This window comes from Thioalkalivibrio sp. ALJ2 (genome assembly GCF_000378325.1).
Lineage (GTDB): Bacteria > Pseudomonadota > Gammaproteobacteria > Ectothiorhodospirales > Ectothiorhodospiraceae > Thioalkalivibrio.
Genome location: NZ_KB899554.1, coordinates 80,636 through 99,937 on the forward strand (window position 1 = coordinate 80,636; position 19,302 = coordinate 99,937).

Here is a 19,302-nt window from a genome sequence, read left to right on the forward strand (position 1 = left end):
GAGGGTAAAAAAACGCTATACGTCATAGGGGTCCCGATGCTGAAAACCGGTTGATTACATGTTCAGAACCTTGCGCAAGTTGAACGCCCTTTTGCACCCCCGGGATCGCCGCAAGGTCGGGCTGCTGGTGATCCTGATGATCGTCGCGGCGTTCATGCAGACCGTGGGCGTCGCCTCGGTGATGCCGTTTCTCGCGGTGCTGTCCGATCCGGACATGGTTCACGGCCACGGGCTGTTAAACGAGGCGTACAACACCCTCGGTTTCGAGTCGACCGGAGAGTTTCTCTACTTTCTGGGGGTGGCCGCGTTTGTAATGTTCATGCTCGGGACGCTGCTGCAGGCGCTGACGCAGTGGTCGATCACGCGCTTCTCCCACATGCAGCAGTACGAACTGTCGCGCCGCCTGATGGCCGACTATCTGCGACGGCCCTACACCTTCTTCCTGCACCGCAATTCGGGCGACCTGGCCAAGACGATCCTGCAGGAGACCACGCACGCGATCAGTGGCGCGGTGATGCCGGCCATGCGCCTGGTCAGCCAGGGTCTGCTGGCGGTCTCGATCATCGCCCTGCTCATCCTGGTCGAGCCGTGGCTCGCGCTCATCGTGGCCCTGGGTCTGGGCAGCGTCTATGCGGCCATCTACATCGTGGCCCGGATCTGGCTGAACCGGATCGGGCAGGACCGGGTGGAGGCCAACCGCGAGCGCTTCACGGCGGCGGCCGAGGCCTTCGCGGGCGCCAAGGAGATCCGCCTGCTAGGACGCGAGCGCGACTACCTGGAACGCTACCGCCACCCGTCCAGGCGCTACGCCCGGCACCAGGCGAACGCGGTGCTCCTGCAGGACACCCCGCAGTACGCGATCGAGGCGATCGCCTTTGGTGGTGTACTGCTGCTCGTGCTGTACCTGATGGCCGGCGACGGGGGGCTCGCCCAGGCCCTCCCCCTGCTCGGCCTGTATGCGCTGGCGGGCAAGCAACTGATTCCCGCCTTCCAGAAGATCTTCCAGAACGTGGCCGCCCTGCGCTTCAATTTTGCGGCGGTCGACAACATCCTGAAGGATCTGGGTGATCGCGGCGGCGACGTCTTGCCCCCGCGCGGCGAGGCCTCTGCTGCACTGGCGCCGCAGCAGGCCATTCGGGTCGAGGGCGTGACCTATCGCTACCCCCAGCATGACCGCGTTGCACTGGATCACCTCTCGCTGGAGATCCCGGCCCGCACGACCATCGGGCTGGTGGGTTCGTCCGGGGCCGGCAAGAGCACACTGGTGGATGCCCTGCTCGGGCTGCTGGAACCCGACGAGGGAGCGATTCTGGTCGACGGGCAGCCACTCACCGCAGCGAACGTGCGGCAGTGGCAGGCGGCACTCGGCTATGTCCCGCAGCACATCTTCCTGGCCGACCAGAGTGTCGCCGCCAATATCGCCCTGGGCGTACCGGAGGCCGAGATCGATCATGCCGCGGTGGAGCGGGCCGCGCGCCTGGCCAACCTGCACGACTTCGTGATGAACGACCTCCCGCACGGCTACGACACCCTGATCGGGGAACGCGGGACCCGCCTGTCCGGCGGACAGCGTCAGCGCATCGGCATTGCCCGGGCCCTCTACCGCGACCCGGCGGTGCTGTTCTTCGACGAGGCCACCAGCGCCCTGGACAACGCCACCGAACGCGCCGTGATGGACGCCATTCACAACCTGAGCGGCGACAAGACGATCATCCTGGTCGCGCACCGGCTGAGCACCGTCAAACCCTGCGATCAGATCTACGTGCTCGATAGCGGGCGTCTGGTCGACCAGGGCCGCTGGGAGATGCTGGTCGACGGCAGCACGCACTTCCAGCAGCTGGCGGCCGGGCACGCCTGACAGCGGACCCCTCGCGTCAGACGAGGATCTCCGCCGGCTCCGGGTGGCTGAGGAAACCCCTGGGGCTGGCCGTGTAGCCATAGGCCCCGGACTGGAAGACCACCACCAGATCGCCAATCTCCGCGCGGGGCAGTTCCATCTGCTGACCCAGGACGTCCAGCGGGGTGCACAGCGGCCCGACGACGTCCACGACTTCGGTGTCGGCCTCTCCCATGCGGTTGCCGATGGCGACCGGGTAGTTCTTGCGGATCACCTGACCAAAGTTGCCCGAGGCCGCCAGGTGATGATGAAGCCCTCCATTGGTGACGAGGAATACCCGGCCGCGCGAGACCTTGCGGTCCAGTATCTCGGCGACGTAAACGCCCGCTTCCCCCACCAGATAGCGGCCCAGCTCGAGGATGATCTCGGCCTGCGGCATCCGCGCGCGAACCTCCGGCAGGCGTTTCTCGAGCTGCTCGGCGATGGGGCCCAGGGTCAGCGGTTGATCGCCCGGGAAATAGGGGATCCCGAAACCGCCCCCGATGTTCAGTGTCTCCACCGGCCCCGGGGCATGGTCGGCGAGGCGCAATGCCAGGTCCAGGGTTAGGCCCTGGGCCTCCATCAGCGATTCGGCGCGCAGGTTCTGCGAGCCGGCAAAGATGTGAAAGCCGCGAAAGTGCAACTCCAGCTCGCCAATGCGCCCCAGCATCTCGGGCACGCACTCGGCATCCACGCCGAATACCTTGGGCCCACCACTCATCTTCATGCCCGAGGTCTTCAGCTCGAAGTCGGGGTTCACGCGCACCGCGACGCAGGGCGTCCTGCCGGTACGTTCGGCGATCGCCGCGACCCGCGTCAGTTCGGTATCGGACTCGAGGTGGATCGTGATCCCCGCGGCCACCGCCATCTCCAGCTCTGCCGGGGACTTGCCCGGCCCGGCGAAGCTGATATCGGCCGCGGACACCCCGGCGTCCAGTGCAATCTGCAGTTCGCGCCCGGAGGCGACATCCAGGCCATCGACCAGCGAGGCCATATGCCCCACGACCGCCGGCATCGGGTTCGCCTTGATCGCGTAGTGGATCGACAGGTCCCGCGGCAAGGCCTGGCGCAGGGCCTGGACGCGGCGCGTCATGACCTGTCGGTCATAGGCATAGAACGGGGTCCGGCCCGCGCGGCGGGCGATCTCGGCCAGAGGGATACCGCCGATCAGCAGCGAGTGGTCGCGCACCTCGAAGGCCGCCATCGCCGCATGCCGGGGGGCGGAGGTCATGGATACCTCCCGGTTCATGACAGGGCGACCGCCTGGAACAGGCCCTCGAACTCGGCCGCCAGCGCCTTGCGGTCGATCTTGCCATTGCCATTGCGGGGCAGGGACTGCGACCGCAGCTCCAGGTGGCTGGGTACCATGAAGGCCGGCAAGCGTTCGCGCAGCAGCGCCATCAGCTGGTCATGGGTCACCGAGGGTTCGGCGGGCAGCGCGACCAGGACGACCGCCTGGCCCAGCTGCGGATGCGCGATACCCAGCGCCGCCCCCTCGGTCACCAGCCCCGTGGCATAGGCGACCTCCTCGATCTCCACCGGGCTCACCCGGTACCCCGAGGTCTTGATCATCTCGTCGCGCCGGCCGACGAAGTACAGATATCCGTCCTCGTCCATCCGCACCGTGTCCCCGGACCACACGGCCATCTCCTGGCCCGGCAGGCCTTCGGGTTGTCCCGGCGCGAGACGGAAGCGCTGGGCCGTGCGCGCGGCATCGTTCCAGTAGCCCATCGCGACCAGGGCCCCGCGATGGACCAGTTCCCCGGGCTCTCCGGGGGCGCAGCGGCTGCCGTCCTCGCGCACGACCATGACCTCGGCATTGGGTATGGCCCGCCCCATGGAGTCGGGGCGACGATCGACCTCCTCGGGCGGCAGATAGGTCGAACGGAAGGCCTCCGTGAGGCCGTACATCAGATAGACCTGGGTGCGCGGCAGGTGCGCCCGCAGGCGCTTCAGGGTCTTCAGGGGCATCGCGCCGCCCGAGTTCGTGATGTAGCGCAGGGATCGCCGCGCGGCCTCCGGCCACTCCATCTCGGCCAGCTGGATCCACAGCGGTGGCACCGCCGCCAGCCCGGTGATCCCGCCCTGGCTCACCGCCTTCAGAACGTCGCGGGGCAGGAGGTAATTGAGCAGGGTGGCATGGGCCCCGGTCAGGAACGCGGTGGTCAACTGACTGAAGCCGTAATCGAAGCTGAACGGCAGCACGCAGAGGATGCGGTCCTCCGCACGATTGTGCAGATAGTGCGCGACGCTTTGCGCACCGGCCACCAGGTTGCGGTGCGACAGCACCACGCCCTTGGGTCGCCCGGTGCTGCCGGAGGTGTAGAGGATCGCCGCCATGTCCGTGTCGATGACCCGATGGGCCGGCCTGCCCAGCCCGAAATCCGCCGCCGACTGCCAGGCCTCGAGCCGCGGCCCGCCCGATGTTTCGGCGTCAGGCGGTGTGTCCACGAACAGGATGGTGTCCAGTTCCGGACATTGCGCCAGGGCATCGCGCAGCGCGGCATAGCGCACTGCGGACGTGACCAGGATTCGCACCCGGCAGTCCTGAAGGATGTGCGCGACCTGCGAGGCCTTCAGCAGCGGGTTGACGGGGACCATCACCCCTCCCGCCCGCGAGGCCCCGAACATCGCATGGACCGCCTCCGGACATTTGTCCAGATACACCGCAACCCGGTCCTGTCGCTGAAGCCCGGTGGCGAGCAGCCGTCGGGCTGCGTTCTCGATGTCGCTGGCGGCCGCCTCGTATGACTGCGTGACCCCCCGATGGGTGATGGCCGAGGCCATTGGGTTTCGCTCGGCGCTGTGCAAAACGCCTTCGTGCAGCAGGGTGGTGTGACGCATGATCAGAACGGACTCCGTCAAGGTGGATTCGGCACGCAGCCGAGTACGAATCTTTTACAACCCCATACCCACTCGTTCGGTAAATAGGCTACTCTTCGAGTGGGCCGAACACTATCGCCGTTTTCATGTGTCGAAACTCGAATCGACACGCACGTACTGCTGTATAGCGGAATTCTCTGCGATGCGCGACTACCTGCTGTTTTTTATAATAATGGTGTTGATCCCGGTGATCCTGGCAAGGCCCTGGGTCGGCATCCCCGCCTGGTTCTGGGTCGGCCTGATGGCCCCGCATGGCCTCACCTGGTCGTTCATGCGCAGCTTCCCCGTAGCCGCCGTCATTGGCATGACAACGCTGGCCGCGCTGTTTCTGGCCAAGGATCGACGGCCGATGCCGATGACGCGCGAGATGGTGATGTTATGGGTGTTTCTCGGCTACATCACCATGACTTCGTATTTTGCGGTAAATTCCAGCGGTGCATGGGACTTCTGGCAGCACGTTTTTAAGATCCTCTTGATTACATTTATCACACCCATGCTGATATTCGGTCAGCTTCGCATCGTCTGGCTGTTATTAGTTATTACATTCTCCATCGCATTTTTCGGGTTCAAGGGCGGCCTGTTCACGCTGTCCACGGGCGGGCAGTACATGGTGCTGGGCCCTCCGGGCTCCTATCTGTCCGGGAACACGTACATCGGGCTGGCAATGGTGATGGTGCTGCCGCTGATCCTGATCAGCGCGCGGCTGTTCCGCGAGCGCTGGGTGGATCTCGAGATCCCGGGCCTGGAGCGCTTCTACCGGCCGATCAGCTGGGGCGTATACGGCGTGTTCTGGCTGACTGCCATCGCGATCCTCGCGACCTATTCCCGCGGGGCCCTGCTGGGGATCCTGGTGGTCGCGCCGTTCCTGTTCTGGCACATGCGCCACAAGCTGGCGATGGTGATGGCCGGCGTGCTGGTCTTCGGGGTGATTGGAGTGACCGCGCCGGATCGTCTGCTGGATCGCTGGGGCACGATCGAGACCTACGAGGAAGACCGTTCCGCCATGCAACGCATCCAGGCGTGGGGCGTGAACTGGAACATGGCCACCGAGCGACCGCTTACCGGGATGGGCTTTCGCAACCACCACCTCGGCTATGACTGGTGGGTCGGCTACGCGAATTTCGAGGGGGACTGGCGCCACGTGCTGTCGCCGCACAGCATCTATTTCGGCCTGATGGGCGAACATGGCTTTGGTGGACTCGCCACCTTCCTGCTGCTGGTCGGCTTCACGTTCTTTTCGCTGAACCGGATCCGCAAGCGAGCCCGGCTCGAGACGGGGCAGATCTGGCTGGCGGAATACGCCTGGGCCATCCAGGTGGGGTTGCTCGGCTACCTGGCTGCCGGGGCCTTCCTCGACGTGATCTACTTCAACCTGCTGTTCGCGTTCATCGCCCTGGCCGTCATCATGCGCCGCGAACTGGAAGAAGCACCCCGCGTGGCCGAGGCGCCCGTGTCCGCACCAGTCCAGGCGAACACGTTCCCGACGCGAGCCGAACCCGACAGCGCCACCGGGGCGCCCGGCATCTCGCGCTAGGGAAACACGGATTCATGTACACGCACGCTCATGGGTAAGGTCGTCACCTTGGGCGCCTCCACGCTCCAGCCGTGGGCCGAGCGCCTTGCCCAGGCGGTCGCAGCCCATGTGCGACCGGACACCGGGCTCTGGGACCCCATCGAGCAGGCGCCGAGCCCCGTGGACCATTACGGCCAGACCAGTGCGACCCTGGCGCTGTACCTGCAGGGTGGCCCCGAGATGGAACAGTGGGGCTGGCCATTGCGGGCCTGGCTCACGCGCTGTGGCCGCCACGCCGGGCACGCACCGTTCAACCGCCTGTTGCTGCTGTTGTTGCGGGAACGGGTCATCGCGGGGGTACAACCTGTCACGCCCGCACTGGAAACGATGCTCGACGAGGCGCTGCAACGGTGCCATCCGAGTCGACACTATCCGTCGAATAACTGGACCCTGCTGGCCCAGCTTTGCCGTCTGGTTGAGGCCCGGCCCGGCCGCCCACGCGACCATGCGGCGGCTCGGCTGGCCGCATTGCTGGAACGCTGGACGACCGCCAGCGGCGGTTTTATCGACTATCCGGCCCGCCCGGGGCCACGGGGCGTGGCCACCCCGATGGCGTACCACCACAAGGCTTTGCTGATCGCCTCGATTGCGCTGTGTTACGCACCCACGCCCGCGCTGGCAACGCTCACCCAGCGCCTCTATGGCTGGGTCGCGCTGACCTGGGACGGCGGAGAGTACGCGGGAGGTCTTGGCCGCAGCACCCACTCCCTGTTCGGCGACGCCTGCCTGGTGGGCAGCCTGGATCTGCTCGGGCTGGCCGGGGCACAGCAGACGGACGCCCCGGCCGGGCAGATGCTGCGTGGCGTGCTGGCGCGATGGGAGCGGCAACGCAGAGGCGACGGTCTGCTGGGTCTGACGCCCGCGGATCGTGCCTCCACACCCGGGAACCGTCCCGCGGGATGGGACAACTACATGCACCTGTCGGTCTACAACGCCTGGGCCGCTGCGGTCCTGGCATGGGCCGGCGACCGGCGGCGCCGCGAGGGGACGCCGGAGATCGTCGAGGATCTTCAATGGGCAGGAGGGCGGACCGGCGCCTGCCAGCAGGATCTGCAGGCGGGCGTACTGTGCGCCCGGGCCGGGCCGGACCTGTGTGCCCTGATCAGCACCCGCGGGCAAGCGCAACAGGCGTTCAGCCGCGACGTGGCCGAGCTGCGCTATGCCGGTGGTCAGCCCTTTCACATTCGCCACCGCGACCGGATCCTGTGCCCGCCGGCGGTACGGGTCGAGGCCGAAGCGCTGCTGCGCAACCCGGCCCTGGCCGGCTGGGTACCTTTGTTTCGAATCGGCGACCAGTTCTGGGCCCTGGCCGATTTTCGCTCGGTGACGGTGGATACGCCGGGGGCCGCCGTACGGGTACGGCTGGAAGATGGCCACGCGGTCCCCGTGCTGCGGGCAGCGGCCCGCACCCTCTGGAGGCGCGGCCTGGCCGCGCTGGACTGGCGCTGGTTCGGCGGGGCCGTCGGACGCGGGGAGGCCCTGCGGCGCCCGCGCTCGTCCGTCCTGTTCGGCCGCATCACGTTCTGGCTGGACCCCGCCGGGCCCACACTGCGCCAGGAGGTCGCGCTGGAATGCCGAGGCGAGGTCCCGGTCCACTACCTGAACCCGGGCGGCCATGCGCTGGTGGTCGACAACGGCCCGAGTGTGCGGCGCTTTCAGCAGCAGGATCCGGTGACCGGTCAGTGGACCGAAGTGCTCTTTCCCGCATCCGGACGCTCGATCGTCCAGATCCCCCTGCCCTCGACCATCCCCGGCCTGGGCTGCGCACTACCGCCGAAACCGCTGCCCCCGGGCCCCTATGCCCACCGACTGACGCTTGGCTGGAGCGACTGAATACCCGCCCCCGGAACGTGAGGGAGACGCGGGATTCAATCCGCGTCTCCTAGTCGCCTTCGGGCAAGCGCTGCAGGATGATCCCGCGGCGCAGGTCGGACCAGATCAGCACATCCGTCCCGGGCAGCGGGGTGACGCGATGCCAGTTCTCGTAGCGGTCAAACGGGCGGTCGGCAAAGTCCACCTGCTGCCAGTTGTACATCAGCCGCCAGGGTTTGCCGCGGGGCGGATCGCCGATGTACATCTGCCGGGCATTGTTCTGCAGCAGGATGTAGTCCCCGGTCTTCGGGTGATAGGTCAGCCGGCTGCCGCCGGCAACATAGGCCTGTCCGGAGGCCCCGTGCCGCTGGAATCGGCCCTCGCGATCGATGGTGGCCGTGGCCTCGGCGCCGCGGCGGTGGTTGCCGCCGTACTGGGTCATGCCCCCATAGATCAGCACCTCGCGATGCACCGGGTTGTAGAGCATGGTTCCGCCATACCCGGAGGACTGGGTGCGGCCCTCGGGGCCTCGATAATCCGGGTGATTCCGGGGATAGGTCCACGCCCGATCGCCATGCCCCCAGACACGGACCTGCCCCATCGTGTGGGCCTCGATGCCGTCACCCGGTATAAGGTCGTAGCTGGCGGAGCCCAGCGTATAGAGGACGAATTTCTCGATATCGGGATGCCACACGGTCGAGTGATCGCCGACTGCATGCGCATTGCCCTGGCCGGCACCCAGGCCGACCTCCTCCCAGGCCGTCGGGTCGGTGTACGGGGCGCGCACCAGGCGGCCAATGTCGGAGCGTCGCGGCTCGCTCGGCGAGAAGTACAGGTAGCCATCACCGCCATCCATCAGGCGGTTGTACGGGCGCCGTTCGCCCCCGTCATAATCGAGCCCCGGAGGGGCCACGACGCCGGCCCAGGTCAAATCCGGCTCCAGCCAGGTTACCGAACGAACGGAATTGTCCCGCATCAGGATATTGAACAGCCGCCCGGTCTCCGGATCGAAGATGTGGCGGTCGGTCCAGCCCACCCCGAAGGTGCCGCGCTTGTCCGGGTCATGCCACTGGGTGTTGTTCATGCGCGCCATGTCCGGGACTCCGTCCGGCAGCTGGGTCTCCACGCGGCGGAACTCGCCCGGTTCCAGGGTCTCGGCGATGTCGTACAGCTTTGAACGTCGCTCCGGCGCGGGCTGCGATGCCGAAACCTGCAGGAACGCCGCGTGTGATTCGGCCCGTGGTGGCGGGACGGCGGCCGCCCGCTCCTGACCGAACGCCGATTGATGCCGGTGCAGCAGCGGGCCGGCCTGGTTGAGCCAGAGGATCACCCCGAAGTCGTCGATCGGCACCGGCACGATCCCGCCATAGCGATCAAACGGCCAGCGCTGGCCGCTCCAGTCGGCGGACTTGCGCCATTCGTCCTTGTCCGGGTCGAGCTCCCACAACTCGCGCACGCGGCCGGCCCGCAGCACCAGGTAGTTCCCCGTTTGCGGGTCGTATGTCAGGCTCTCGTTCATGATCCCGAACACGAACGGGGCGTCGCCGAGGTCACGCACGTGGCCGTTGCCATCGAGCAGGGAGACCTTGTTGCGGGACTTGTTGCCACCGATGAACAGCATCTCGTCGCGCACGCGGTTGTACTGGGCGGAGGAGTGATAGCCGTCCACCGCGACCTTGCCGTGTTCGACCCAGCGGCCATCGCGGAGGCCATAGACCTGACCCTCACGGAGGTAGATCAGCTGGTCCAGGGCGTCATGCCACTCGATTGGGTCGGTATGCTCCCAGCCGCCACCGGGACCGGGGAAACTGCGAGTCGCGAGTTCCCAGCGATCCTCCGCAATGGAATAGCGATGCAGGGTGCGCTGCGAGCGGCCGGCGCTGATCTTGTAGTAATGCCCCCGCTCGGGATCGAGTGCCACCCCGCCATAGACATGCGCGAAGGGGGGTGGGCCCTCGGCGGACAGGTGCTGCCACTCATGGCCGTCTTCGCGGTAGGCAATGAATACCGGCCGCGACCCACGGTCGCCATACATGAAGAGCTGGCGCCGCTCGGCATCCCAGTGGGCGCTGTCGTTCCAGGTATCCGGATCGATCGAGTAGGCACGCAGAAAGTCGTGATAGCGCTGGAACCCCTCGGGCAGGCCGGCGTCGAGCGGCGCCAGCTCCCCGGGTTGCAGGCCGGCCGCCAGCCGGGCCAGTGCGCTGTCATTCGCCGCGGCCTGGCCAGCCACGGATCCCAGCGCCAGGGCGACCAGCAGCCAGACGGTGCTGAGGAATCCGAGCCGGTGCATCAGGCGACCTTGACGGCCGGGGCCGCCTGGTTACGGTGAGGGTCGACGCCCAGTTCCTGCACCGCCTGGAGTAGCGGCATCACCTTGACGAAGGTCGGCGAGAGCGGACGGGTACGCCCTGTGCGCAGGGCCTCGAGGGTGTAGGCGACCACACGCTCGGGACGAGTGAACACATTGAACAATGGCCGCGCCAGGTGGGCCGCACTGCGGCTGATACGCGTCCACTCCGCGCGTGGGCGCGGCTCCGTGGGCTTCTGGCTGTACGGGATGTGCGCGGCGTGGGGATAGTGACTCTTGATCACCTCGTCATGGAACGCGCGCATCGCAAACGACTGCCACGGCAGGCTCAGCAGAAACGCCAGCACGTCGGGATCCTGATAGGGCAGGCATACCGCGTGCTGCTGGCCGGCCATGGCGATCGGCAGCAGGGCGATCTCGCGGCGGATCCGGCTCCAGAACAGGAACGACTTGACCGGGTCGGGCGCACCGGCGTGCGCGGACAGCTCGCGGTTGATCGCCTCACGGGCGATCTGTATGCCCCAGCGCTCCTGAAACGGGCGCTTCAGGAACGCGGTATAGCTGCCCCCCGCCAGCAAGCGATTGGTCGCGCCTGCGAGGTCGCCGGCATCCAGACACTCGGCCATGCGCGCGTCGAAATAGTTGCCATTGCTCAGGATATCGCCGGCCAGGCCATCGAAGACCGGGCCGTCCAGATAGGGCAGCAGCTCGAGATACCAGCTGTTTTCATCCGTGGAGTAGTGGTTCAGGCGATTCTTTTGCCATTCTGCGGCGACGCGATCCTGGGACATCTCGATCACCTGACACTCGATGTCCAGGTGCCGGGACACCGCCTGCGCCGCACCAGTCTCGTCCCCACTCTTCGCCTGCAGGACGAGCGTTCGGGGCGGGGGGGTGCCCTGGCGTGCCAGTTCCAGGCAGATATGGCGCGAGTCGCGGCCGCCGGACAAAGGCAGGCGCCCCACGCCTCCAGCGGCGCGTCGTTCGATGGCCCGCGCAAAGAGTTCCGCGAACCGTGTCCGCGCCTCGTGCGGATCTCCGGGAAAAGCGGCCATCAGGGGGATGGCGGAACGCTCGCCGGAGAGCACACCCTCGCGCCACAGCAGGGTCTCTCCCGGCATCAGGACTTTCACGCCCGCCAGCGGAGTCTGATCACCCACCAGATAGCCCAGGGCCATGAAGACCGCGATGGCTTCGTCGTCAAAAGTGGGCGCCGACAAGCGCGCCGCGACCTCCTGCAGGGAATCGGCCACAATCAGGCGACGGCCCTCGCGGGCATAGAACAGCGGGATGAACCCGAGCCGATCCGCCGAAACGGAGAGACTCGCCCCGTCGAATGACCAGCCCGCGACGAGTGTCGGGCCTCCGGCGACCCAGTCGAACTCCAGATGATGGGAAGCCTGCCCCAGGCACTGGCGACCGATAACCTCTACGAACGCCATCGTATGCTCCCCAAGGGATCCCGGTGGACCTGGAGGCCTTTTCGCCGATCCGCGCAATGAGCTGACAGCGAGGGCATGGCGACTAATGCAGCTGCGAAGACGAAGGAGGGCACGAGAGGCCGCCGGTTTCCAGATAGCGTTTGTCCGCCAGCAGGGCCTGCCGGATACGCTGAATGCCATCGCCAAACCCGACGTGCTGAAAACGCTCGTTCACCTCGATCAGGACTGGGCCGTTCGGGGTCAGGGCCACGTCCCAGCCGGCGGTCCGGATCGGCAGGAGGTCCCTTGCCGCGGCCTTGACCAGCTGCAGGGCCTCCACCCAGAACGGGACCTCGAATCCTTCGATCAAGGCACCCGTGGTCGGATGGTGGGTGACCCAGTCATAGCCCAGACCATTGGCGTTGAACGCCCAGGCCGTGCCCAGCCGCCCATCTTCGAGCTGTGGCAGGGCCACCACGTTGGCCGTAAAACGTCCGGTGCACGGGTCACTGATGTTATCGGTGACCGAATCGCCGACAATCAGGCGGAAGTGACAGTCCAGCACCTCCGGCTCCCCTTCCGGGCTGACCCGGGTGAACAGCCTCAATGCCGATATGGACCGGGTTCCGGTTAGTTCAGCGACACGATCATGGCTGCGCAGGCGCTGCTCGAGGATGCGATCCTCGCCATCATCGGCCAGACCGGCGACCTCCTTCGCGAACTCGGGCAGTCCGGCCTCCTCCCGTGAATCCAGCCGCAGCGCGACGATCCCGTGTCCCTGGCGCCCGTGTCTGGGCTTGGCCAGAAATGCTGCGGGTAGCCGCCGCACAAAGGCCTCCCATTGCGCGGGCGTTGAGAGCGGCTCTCCGTCGGCGTCACGCGAACCATGACGCGAAACGACCCCGAGCAGGTCGGCCACAGGGAGGTCATGGCTGCGACAGAAGTCGTGGAACATGAGCTTGTCGCGACACATCGCCGCATGCGGCGAGTTCACCGCATGCTGGAGCCCGTGCAGGCGCTCCTCACTGACGTGGGCCAGGTGTTCGTTCACCGGAAGCCGCGGGTCCAGCAGTCCCCGACACAACGACTCGCCCGGCAGAAATCGACCGGCGCCGTACAGCCGAAGCGCCTTCCAGGCGATGGCCGGTGTCGAGGAACCGTAGTGGTTGGCGGCCGCCTGAAACTGGCCCCACACATCTGAGCGGCAGAAGTGCCGCACGATGTGATTAGAGCGATAAAGCGCGGATGCCAATAACCCCGAGACTTTACCCACGATGGACTCCACGACTAAAAGTAAACGCCTGAACGCACTTGCTCCCGCTGGCGCAAGAGAATCCCGTTTTCCAGGTCTGAACGAGCAACCACGCCGTTCCTGCAAAAGGCCGAATCCGGACGTTTCAGATTAGCAGTTCAAAACGGCGCGAAAAGGCCTGTCGCGTACCAAAAAAACCGTACCGACAGTTGCAACAACGCGATATATGCTAGGGATACGATGATTCAGGATCGCTTTCTGGCGACACATGGGCACGTAGCCGACACCGCCTTTATAGGCAGTTGATTTGAAATCAATCTGCCAACCACGCTTGCGACACTACGTGCGCCGGAACTCAGGAAGGTCTTGCTCGGCAGTCGCCGTCGTCAGCGAAGTCTGCAATGGGGGAAGCGTGTGGCCACCGTCAATGTTTATAGTCCGCGCAGCCTTTTAAAGGAGGCCCTGCACCTGGGGCTGGGCGATTACCAGTACTGGAAGGTCTTTTATATCGACCTCCCGCAACCCGCGGCCGAACTGCCCGAAGGTATCCGGGTCGAGCCGATCACCCCCGAGGACCTGGACGGCGTGGTGGATGAAGGGCTGCTCCAGCGTCGGGAGTTCGGAGGCGAAGGGGCCCAGGGGTTCGGCCTTTTTCGCGACGATGAACTCGTGGCAGTGCAATGGTACTGGTGGGGCGCGCGTTACGAGGCCGAGCGCCAGGGGCGCAGTTGGAGACTTCCCGAGGGGGCGGCGAAATCGACCGGGCTGTACACCCTGCCCCAGCATCGCGGGCAGGGGTATGCGGCCCTGCTGAAAAGGCAGACGGCCTACCTGATGTCGCAGCGGGGCTTCACCCGCCTGTACAGCCGCATCTGGCACAGCCACAAGAGTTCGATCCGGGTGAGCGAAAAAACCGGCTGGCGGGTCGCCGGCTCCTATATCGAGATCTGCCCGTTCTCCCGGCGCATTCAACTTCGCCTGCCGGTATGACCGAGACGCCCATGCCGCAGCGCGTCGCGGTGTTCTCGGACGGGTCGCCGCTTGCCCTGAAGGTGCTGTACTGCCTGCAGCACCTCGGCGCCGAGATCCACCTGCTGGAGCTCAAGTCCCCGGGGGCCGCCCGTCACTCCCGGTACCGCGATCGCTACCAGCGCATGCCCCTGCCGGACACCCAGCCGGAAACCCTGGAAGCCTTTGGCGACCACCTGCGCGACTACTGCACACGACACCGTATCGACGGGATTATCGGGGCCGACATCCTGGGGGCCGGCGTAGTCCACGCGCTTGCACCGCGCCTGCCGGGCGTGACGGCCTTTCCCTCCAGCAGCCTGGAGGTGCTGGGCATGCTGGACGACAAATGGACCTTTCAACGTTTCATGGAGACCCATGGAATCCCGTGTCCAAGGGCCCTGCACCTCGAAAGCCCCGCAGACCTGGAGCATCTGCAGGATGCCGGAATGGCGTTCCCAGTCGTGGTCAAACCGCTGTACGGCGAATCCAGCCATGGAATCCTTCAGGCGAAGCGGCTCGAGGACATCGAGGCCCACCTGGAGAGAGGTGGCCGCCATGCCCAATTCCCGCTGGTGGTGCAGGAATATGTGCCCGGATTCGACGCGGACCTGAGCCTGCTGGCCCGGGATGGGGAAGTGGTCTGCCATCTCCTGCAATCGCGCCGGAATCCCTGTTCGCTGGAATTCTTCACCGACGAGCGGCTGCTGGAGATCGGTCGCCGGATCGTCCGGGCGGCGAACTATACCGGCGTGGCGAATATCGACCTGCGCGTGGACGAATCGACCGGGGACGTGCGCGTACTCGAGTGCAATCCGCGCTTTTGGTACACCCTGCAGGCCTCGCTGTGGGCCGGGATCAATTTCGTCGAGGCGGGTTTTGCGCTGGCCGCGGGGAGCCCGGCTGTACGCGCCTCCCCCGCGGCCGGTGCCTACCACCTGCACAGCCACCTGCTGAAACACCTGCTCTGGCAGCCCCGCCAGTGGCGCGGGATCGCCCCGTACAACCTGCGCGGCCTGTGGCAGGCAATGCGCGATCCGCTGCCCTTTCTGCTCTAGCCGCGAAAGATCTGCTCCATCTCCCGCCGGAACCCGCGCTGATGCGCGATCTGGAGGCTGGCTAGCCCATAGGTCGTGTTGCCCTCGAGAATCAGCGGGCCCTCGGGGGTAATCGCGATGTCCCAGCCAATTGTCTTGACCTCGGGCAGACTGCGCTGGGCCTGTAGCGCGAGACCCTTTACCGCCTCCCACAGGGGCAACCGGGTACCCTCGATGCGTCTGCCCGTATCCGGATGCTCGGACACCGGCTGGATAACCGGCCAGGCGGGACTGTGCGAGGCATAACCGACCGACAAGCGACCGCTCTCCATATCTACAGCGGAGACCATATTGCCGTTGGCCGCCAGCCCGAAATTATCGGTGTCCCCGTCCCCCGCAGTCAGCTTGATCTCCGCACAGAACAAGTGGGCCTGCCCGTCTCGCATGTACGTCACGATCCGCACACAACCCACGGCGGTGGGCGACATCAACTCCCTGAGCTCGTCATGGGCCTGGATGCGCGCCTGAACGATAAAACGCATCTGACCCTCGTTGGCACGCTCCCGGATGAAATAGAACAAGTCGCTGGCAGTCGTGGTACGGCCTTGATAGTGCCAGCGGCTCCCTCGCCGGCTGGCGGAAAACGCCCCATCTCCATAGGCCCCGTCATCAGGCTTGATGAACAGATCATCCGCACGATCTCCCATCAACTCCAGCCAGCGCCGCACGCTGGGAGCAACCAGGCTCCGAGTGCTTGAGCGATTATCGTCCAGCGATGCCGTACTGGGCGGGACGATCACCCGCAGTTCTGGCGTGGGCAGCCCATGGCGCTGGCAGTGATCAGAAAACAGGCTCTTGCGGTTAATGATAGTTCGGTAGCGTTCCGCGCTGATCGCTCGGAAGTTATCCCCGTAGTCCTTGTTGTCGATCACATAATCATTCCAGCGCGAGGGCTCGATCGCGGCCAAGCGGTAGAGCGAGTAATAGCGCGGCCCGATGCGATGCTGAAACCGAGCCTTGAGTACGCCGCGCAGCCGGGTGGTGACGCGCGGGGCGTCCGGGGTCGGCTGCGATACCGCCAGGTAGTAGCCCCTGGCGCAGGTGTAGGCCTTGCGGAAATGGCGTTTCAGGATCATTTCTTGATCACCTCCCGATCATGGCCGACGGGGCTGCTGGCCCCGCCGCGGCGCAGGAAACGCTTCAGCGACTGCTTGAACCCGAGCCGGGACAGAGCCGCGGAGACGGCGTCTGAAGCCAGCGTGGTGGCGGCATGGGCAAGACCCAGGGCGAGCGGGCGCGGGCGACGCCGCAGGTAATAGACATCCGCACACAGCTGGTGGGCGGAGCCGAACAGGGCCTTGTGCGGGCTGTCGCCCGGGGCGAAATCGAAATAGCGAAACCGGCCCTCCTGGAACAGGGATTCCAGCACCAGCCATTGCAGTACCGTGCCCGGCGACAGGGCGGCCACCTTCGGGTGGTAGCCCAGGTAGGCGTAGACCAGGGCCGAGTCGCGGGCCGGGCAATACAGATAAGCCACCGGCTCGCCGTCCAGGAACAGGAGGTAGGCCCGCACCTGGTCGGCAGCGGCCAGCCGCGCGCTGCGCTCGGCGAACGCGTCATCGTCCGGGAGGCCGGCGTTCAGCAGGCGCTCCTGGTAGGTCAGCCGCGAGACCTCGCGCGCGAGGCTGCGAAAGGTCTCGATCTCCTCCGGTGTGCGATAGGTGCGCCAGTCGATCGTGCCCCCGGAGGCATCGGCGAACTTGCGCACCTTGCGCCGCATCGTCTGGCGGGACTTGGAGGAGAACTTCGCCTGATAACCCGCCCAGCCCATGTCGAGATCGATGTAGTGGCGCATGTACTGGCTGGGGACGTAGCGCAGATAGCCCGCCACCCACGACAGCCGCGGCAACGGCCCCTCGACGGGCTGCGAGCGGGCCAGGTGGCCATCGGCGACGGCATCCCCGGCGTACGGTGCCTGGGCCGCCGGGCGCTGCAGGAAATGGCGGTTGTCGACCGACATTCGCAGCGAGACGTCGCCCAGCGTGATCTCGCCGATGCGCAGGGCGAGACGGACCCGCTCGACCGGATAGCGGGCCACCGAATGTCCGGCCATTGGATGGTCGGCTTTCATCCCCAGAACACCCGCTGACTGGTCCAGTTCTCCAGGGCGCGCAGTGCCGCCTGGGCTGCGGGGACGGTGAGCATGGGGGTCGCCTCCCGAGGCGCGGGCGTGGCCAGCACGTCGGCCATGCAGGCCGGGGTGAATCCTGGTTCCGACCGCAGAAACCGGCACAGTCGCTCCAGGCGGCGGCGGGTCAGCGGATTGATGCCGGGTGTCGGCTGATCGTCCCGATAGCGCACGAACTCGAACGGGTGGGTCAGCACGACCACGTCGCTAAGCCCCTGGCGCCGGGCCTGGAACAGCAGCCTGCGCATCTCCGGCCAGGAGGTGCCGGTAATGGTGAGCGACTTCAGATGGGTCCGTGGCCCCCACTGGAAATCGGTGTAGGTGGTCACCGGGAACTCGAGTACCCCGTCGATCACATGGCAGCCGCCCCGCAACTGCAGCTCCGGCTCGGCCGGCGGATAGATCGCGAGCCCGATATTGGAGGCCCGGGGGAGCCCGGCCTGCCGCATGGCAGCGTAGACCTTCAGGTCGACCTTGAGCCCGCCGGTACGCAGCACGCTGGGGGCATCCAGCCCCCAGCGGCGGAACGTCGCCCTTCCCTGTTCGATCAGGTCGGCCAGTTCCTCGACGCTGCGCCGGGTGACATTGTCGTTCGGCGGGTCGCTTTGCAGCCGCTGAACCCAGTCCGGGTGTCCGAAGTACGTCCAGCAGGGGTGCAGGTGGAGCTGGATATCGTGCCCGCGGCCGGCGATCGCGTGGGCGATCTCGCCCATCGGCTCGTCGCCGAAATAAATCGTGTTCAGCGTCTCGACAAAGAAGGTGGCACGAATCGCATACCGGTCGAGGGTGTCCAGCAGATAACCAAGACCCTCCGAGCGCCCGTTACGATGGCAGTAGACCGACGGCGGCCCGACCGGTTGGTGGGTTTGCGGCTCGCGGAAGGCCCCGGCGATGCTGAACTCGGTATCAACGGTCAAATGGACGCGGGTCGTCATCGTGATCGCACCTTCAGTGGGCTGAAGCCAGATTGCGCGCCAGCCGCAGGCCAAAGCGCAGAGGCGTTCGGTCCCAGGGGGTAAAACGCGGGAGTTGCAGCGGATCCGTGTCGCGGCCGGCGGCACCGGCCATGGTGGATACGGCGGCGTCGAACCCACAGGCACGCACCATCTCGACATGCTCCGGCGCATAGTCCTTGCCGGGACGACCGTTGGGATAGGCAAACAGGCGCACGGGACGCCCCACCAGGGCCTCGAGTTCGGCCTTGCCCTCCGCAATCTCCTGCTGCGCGGTCTCCGCATCGGTCTCCGCCAGAATCGGGTGCAGGACGGTGTGCCCGCCGATCCCCATGCCGGCATCGGCCAGCTCGCGAACCTGGTCATCGGTCATCATCAGGTCGCCGGGGGGCATGATGTGGAAGCGCGCGCCCAACGCCTCGGCGCGACGGCTGCGTTCGGCCAGCGGCCGATATTTGAGGGCCCCGATCAGGGCGTGGATCGTGGCGCGGCGCTGCGCCATGGACTCCAGTGGACGCGTGCCCAGTCCCTCCGGGGCCAGGTCCACTGCCATGGAGGGAATCCGGCGAACCGTTTCGATCAGCATGTCGTTGAACATGCAGCCGCCATTCAGATAGCCGGTGGCTACAAAGAACGTTGCCGGCACCCCCTCCTCGCGCAGGATCGGCAACGCGATCTCCGCGTTGTCGGCATAACCATCGTCGAAGGTGACCGCTACGGCCCGGGCGGGGAGCCGGCCTTCCTGCAGGCGCTCGATGGCCTCGTCCAGCGGCAGCGGGTTCATCTCCCTTGCCAGCAGGCGCATCTGCCAGCGAAAGGTCTCGGCCACCGGGTCTTCCGGTCGCAGCGGGTCGGGGTCCGCCAGCACGCGGTGATAGGCGAGGATCGTCAGGCGTGCGCGCCGGCCTTGCGGCGACAGCATGGACAGCGGTACTCGCAGCATGCGCACGATCTCCTGAACCCGCTCGGGGCGTCGGTCGGGGGAGCG

Annotated in this window: 14 protein-coding genes; 5 read left to right on the forward strand and 9 right to left on the reverse strand. The window is 66.3% G+C overall.

The genetic code is table 11. The annotated features are described in order from the left end of the window. Positions 1–58: 58 nt before the first annotated feature. A complete protein-coding gene (locus F468_RS0100380; protein ID WP_018994401.1) occupies positions 59–1,858 on the forward strand; it encodes an ABC transporter ATP-binding protein in 1,800 nt (599 codons plus the stop codon). 16 nt (positions 1,859–1,874) lie between these two features. Here F468_RS0100380 and F468_RS0100385 read toward each other — a convergent pair whose 3' ends face one another. Then, on the reverse strand, positions 1,875–3,080 hold the full coding sequence (locus tag F468_RS0100385) for a pyridoxal-dependent decarboxylase, exosortase A system-associated (RefSeq protein ID WP_038048924.1): 1,206 nt from the start codon (positions 3,078–3,080) through the stop codon (positions 1,875–1,877). Between the two features lie 41 nt (positions 3,081–3,121). Continuing rightward, positions 3,122–4,720 carry an acyl-CoA ligase (AMP-forming), exosortase A system-associated gene (locus tag F468_RS0100390; RefSeq protein ID WP_018994403.1) on the reverse strand — a complete coding sequence of 533 codons (1,599 nt, stop codon included), beginning with the start codon at positions 4,718–4,720 and terminating at the stop codon, positions 3,122–3,124. A gap of 181 nt (positions 4,721–4,901) precedes the next feature. Between F468_RS0100390 and F468_RS0100395 the strand changes: the two genes are divergently transcribed. Beyond that, positions 4,902–6,293, forward strand: coding sequence for a putative O-glycosylation ligase, exosortase A system-associated (locus F468_RS0100395; RefSeq protein ID WP_018175022.1), 1,392 nt, complete (start codon positions 4,902–4,904; stop codon positions 6,291–6,293). A gap of 30 nt (positions 6,294–6,323) precedes the next feature. Then, positions 6,324–8,165: a hypothetical protein gene (locus F468_RS0100400; protein WP_018994404.1), complete on the forward strand. Its 1,842-nt coding sequence runs from the start codon at positions 6,324–6,326 to the stop codon at positions 8,163–8,165. A gap of 49 nt (positions 8,166–8,214) precedes the next feature. Here F468_RS0100400 and F468_RS0100405 read toward each other — a convergent pair whose 3' ends face one another. The 3 genes from F468_RS0100405 to F468_RS0100415 form a co-directional block, all read right to left on the reverse strand. Then, positions 8,215–10,437 (reverse strand): hypothetical protein, encoded by a 2,223-nt coding sequence (locus F468_RS0100405; RefSeq protein ID WP_018994405.1) that lies wholly within the window; start codon positions 10,435–10,437, stop codon positions 8,215–8,217. Next, entirely contained in the window at positions 10,437–11,897 is a 1,461-nt protein-coding gene (locus F468_RS0100410; RefSeq protein ID WP_018994406.1) for an asparagine synthase-related protein, read from the reverse strand. Before F468_RS0100410 ends, F468_RS0100405 begins: the two co-directional genes overlap by 1 nt. Positions 11,898–11,979: 82 nt before the next feature. Then, positions 11,980–13,095 carry a sugar-transfer associated ATP-grasp domain-containing protein gene (locus tag F468_RS0100415; RefSeq protein WP_026296472.1) on the reverse strand — a complete coding sequence of 372 codons (1,116 nt, stop codon included), beginning with the start codon at positions 13,093–13,095 and terminating at the stop codon, positions 11,980–11,982. Positions 13,096–13,542: 447 nt separating this feature from the next. On the opposite strand from F468_RS0100415, the gene F468_RS0100420 reads away from it, so the two are divergent. Together F468_RS0100420 and F468_RS0100425 are read left to right on the forward strand one after the other, a co-directional pair. Then, on the forward strand, positions 13,543–14,118 hold the full coding sequence (locus F468_RS0100420; protein WP_018994408.1) for a GNAT family N-acetyltransferase: 576 nt from the start codon (positions 13,543–13,545) through the stop codon (positions 14,116–14,118). Positions 14,119–14,129: 11 nt separating this feature from the next. Then, positions 14,130–15,194 (forward strand): ATP-grasp domain-containing protein, encoded by a 1,065-nt coding sequence (locus tag F468_RS0100425; RefSeq protein WP_018994409.1) that lies wholly within the window; start codon positions 14,130–14,132, stop codon positions 15,192–15,194. On the opposite strand, the gene F468_RS0100430 is transcribed toward F468_RS0100425, so the two are convergent. The 4 genes from F468_RS0100430 to F468_RS0100445 are packed head-to-tail and all read right to left on the reverse strand — an operon-like array spanning position 15,191 to position 19,257. Next, on the reverse strand, positions 15,191–16,309 hold the full coding sequence (locus F468_RS0100430) for a sugar-transfer associated ATP-grasp domain-containing protein (protein ID WP_018994410.1): 1,119 nt from the start codon (positions 16,307–16,309) through the stop codon (positions 15,191–15,193). The genes F468_RS0100425 and F468_RS0100430 overlap by 4 nt on opposite strands. Further along, positions 16,306–17,304 carry a GNAT family N-acetyltransferase gene (locus F468_RS0100435; RefSeq protein WP_018994411.1) on the reverse strand — a complete coding sequence of 333 codons (999 nt, stop codon included), beginning with the start codon at positions 17,302–17,304 and terminating at the stop codon, positions 16,306–16,308. The genes F468_RS0100430 and F468_RS0100435 overlap by 4 nt, the downstream gene beginning before the upstream one ends. Next, positions 17,301–18,296: a polysaccharide deacetylase family protein gene (locus tag F468_RS0100440; protein WP_018994412.1), complete on the reverse strand. Its 996-nt coding sequence runs from the start codon at positions 18,294–18,296 to the stop codon at positions 17,301–17,303. The genes F468_RS0100435 and F468_RS0100440 overlap by 4 nt, the downstream gene beginning before the upstream one ends. A 13-nt stretch (positions 18,297–18,309) precedes the next feature. Then, the gene (locus tag F468_RS0100445; protein WP_018994413.1) at positions 18,310–19,257 is read right to left on the reverse strand and encodes a polysaccharide deacetylase family protein; all 948 of its coding nucleotides are present in this window, start codon (positions 19,255–19,257) and stop codon (positions 18,310–18,312) included. Positions 19,258–19,302: the final 45 nt, after the last annotated feature.

Excerpts from the sequence above, each read along its gene's own strand:
- F468_RS0100380 (WP_018994401.1), top strand. The coding sequence starts at position 59 with ATGTTCAGAACCTTGCGCAAGTTGAACGCCCTTTTGCACCCCCGGGAT.
- F468_RS0100385 (WP_038048924.1), bottom strand. The coding sequence starts at position 3,080 with ATGGCGGCCTTCGAGGTGCGCGACCACTCGCTGCTGATCGGCGGTATC.
- F468_RS0100390 (WP_018994403.1), bottom strand. The coding sequence starts at position 4,720 with ATGCGTCACACCACCCTGCTGCACGAAGGCGTTTTGCACAGCGCCGAG.
- F468_RS0100395 (WP_018175022.1), top strand. The coding sequence starts at position 4,902 with ATGCGCGACTACCTGCTGTTTTTTATAATAATGGTGTTGATCCCGGTG.
- F468_RS0100400 (WP_018994404.1), top strand. The coding sequence starts at position 6,324 with ATGGGTAAGGTCGTCACCTTGGGCGCCTCCACGCTCCAGCCGTGGGCC.
- F468_RS0100405 (WP_018994405.1), bottom strand. The coding sequence starts at position 10,437 with ATGCACCGGCTCGGATTCCTCAGCACCGTCTGGCTGCTGGTCGCCCTG.
- F468_RS0100410 (WP_018994406.1), bottom strand. The coding sequence starts at position 11,897 with ATGGCGTTCGTAGAGGTTATCGGTCGCCAGTGCCTGGGGCAGGCTTCC.
- F468_RS0100425 (WP_018994409.1), top strand. The coding sequence starts at position 14,130 with ATGCCGCAGCGCGTCGCGGTGTTCTCGGACGGGTCGCCGCTTGCCCTG.
- F468_RS0100430 (WP_018994410.1), bottom strand. The coding sequence starts at position 16,309 with ATGATCCTGAAACGCCATTTCCGCAAGGCCTACACCTGCGCCAGGGGC.
- F468_RS0100435 (WP_018994411.1), bottom strand. The coding sequence starts at position 17,304 with ATGAAAGCCGACCATCCAATGGCCGGACATTCGGTGGCCCGCTATCCG.
- F468_RS0100440 (WP_018994412.1), bottom strand. The coding sequence starts at position 18,296 with ATGACGACCCGCGTCCATTTGACCGTTGATACCGAGTTCAGCATCGCC.
- F468_RS0100445 (WP_018994413.1), bottom strand. The coding sequence starts at position 19,257 with ATGCTGCGAGTACCGCTGTCCATGCTGTCGCCGCAAGGCCGGCGCGCA.